This window comes from Ligilactobacillus sp. (assembly GCF_036846325.1).
Classification (GTDB): domain Bacteria; phylum Bacillota; class Bacilli; order Lactobacillales; family Lactobacillaceae; genus Ligilactobacillus.
In genome coordinates, this window is record NZ_DAIUCE010000194.1 from 1 (window position 1) to 1,630 (window position 1,630).

Consider the following 1,630-nt stretch of genomic DNA (forward strand, 5'->3'; position numbering starts at 1 on the left):
ACTAAGTCAGTTGTCAGCTTATGAAGGTAGTCTCTGCGCTTATTGGCAATCCGTTTCTGGCAGCGGGCTTTATTGACCCTTGCACGCTGCCAGTTGGAATAATCATCAAGCTCTTCCAGTATAGGACTGGCGTAAGGAGTGCCGGTTCTTGAAATGCGGATAACCGCCCCGATGCCTGAACAGCATTTTGAACGCCTGAGCAAGATTGTGGTTCACCACCAGGAAACTGGTGGAATCACTTTCCTTGAGAAAGGCATACTCGCACTTGAGCTGTTTCAGAAGATAGTTCATGCCATACTCATTGACGAAAAGGCTGTTCGGATTGTTCTGATAGCGTTCCTTAGCCATTTCCAACATCTGATTCCAGACGAAACGGTCGTTGCCGAACATTTGCCATAACTGTTCCCGCTGGGATTGATTGGGGTACAATCGCAGCTTAATCCCCTTAATGACTTTGCTCACTCCAGGTTCACCTCTTTTCGACGCTGGTCATCAATGTACCTGGCAACAGCCTGTTCATTGACTGTGCCGATGCTTTCAACATAGTAACTCGGTGACCACAAATGACGATCCTGCTTCTTCCAGTAACTGGTTTGCAATTCCGGACATTCTCTGAACAATTGCCGCGCCGAAATTTCCTTCAGCCAGCGCATAATATTCGTTACCGACAATTCAGGGGACGCTCACCAATAAGTGAATGTGGTCATCTTTTCCAATCTCCATGTGAGCAATCGTAAAGCCGTATTTTGAAGCAATTTCATATAAGGTTCGCTTCACTGTTTCGACGTGTCCTTTCAGCACTTTATTGCGATACTTAGTGCCCCAAATGAGATGATAATTAAGATTGTAAACCGATGTTCTACCATACGTAAGTCTGTTTATATCTTTTATATCAATTATTATAACACATATGTTCGTATTCGTGTGTCATAAGGACAAAAAACAGGCAATTCATCACGGCCTTAAAAGAACGTGTTTCCTTGCACGCTTTCAAAAAAGCAGCCAGAAAGACTGCTTTGATGCTATTTAACTGAAATTCTTTCATACAAAGTTTCCTTGATGGCATCGCCAAGGCGCCGGCAGCCTTCTTCGATTTCTTCATCGTTGACGCCTGTGAAATTCAGGCGCATGCAGTTTCTGCGATGCGATACCGGGAATAAAGTCGAGCTTTCAATAAAGGTCACGTCGCCGTAATTGTCAAGAATTTCCTGCGCAGCGACGTCTTCAGGCAGCCTCAGCCAGATGAAGAAACCACCGGAAGGCTCAGTGAAGTCGCACTCTTCGGGAAGATAGCGCCTGAGACCGTCAATCATCGCATCGCGGCGGTCACGGTACAGGTCGTTGATTTCTTCGATGTGTTCGCTGATGTCGTTGTCTTCGAGGTATTCGTCAACCATCTGCCCGACAACGGAAGACGGATTGCAGTCACTTGCGAGCCGCAGATTCTTCAGGACATTCATCAGCGCTTCGTCGGCTATGAGCCACCCAGTCCGAAGCGCCGGCGACAGGATCTTCGAGCAGCTGCCGAGCGTCACGACGTTGCCCGACATGTCGAATGACTTGATTGACGGAAGCCCGACCCCTTCATAGCGCAATTCGCGATAAGGATCGTCTTCGATTACCAGAAAAC

1 protein-coding gene and 2 pseudogenes are annotated in these 1,630 nt (G+C 47.4%); all 3 read right to left on the bottom strand.

The features are described 5' to 3' along the window. Positions 1-108: 108 nt before the first annotated feature. Positions 109-462, bottom strand: a pseudogene (locus V7Z60_RS10100) (helix-turn-helix domain-containing protein); the annotation flags it as partial. Next, positions 459-891 (bottom strand): annotated as a pseudogene (tnpA, locus tag V7Z60_RS10105) (IS200/IS605 family transposase). The pseudogenes V7Z60_RS10100 and tnpA, both read right to left, overlap by 4 nt. A 131-nt stretch (positions 892-1,022) precedes the next feature. Then, a partial coding sequence (locus tag V7Z60_RS10110; protein WP_334117677.1) for a PLP-dependent aminotransferase family protein occupies positions 1,023-1,630 on the bottom strand: 608 nt, incomplete at its 5' end.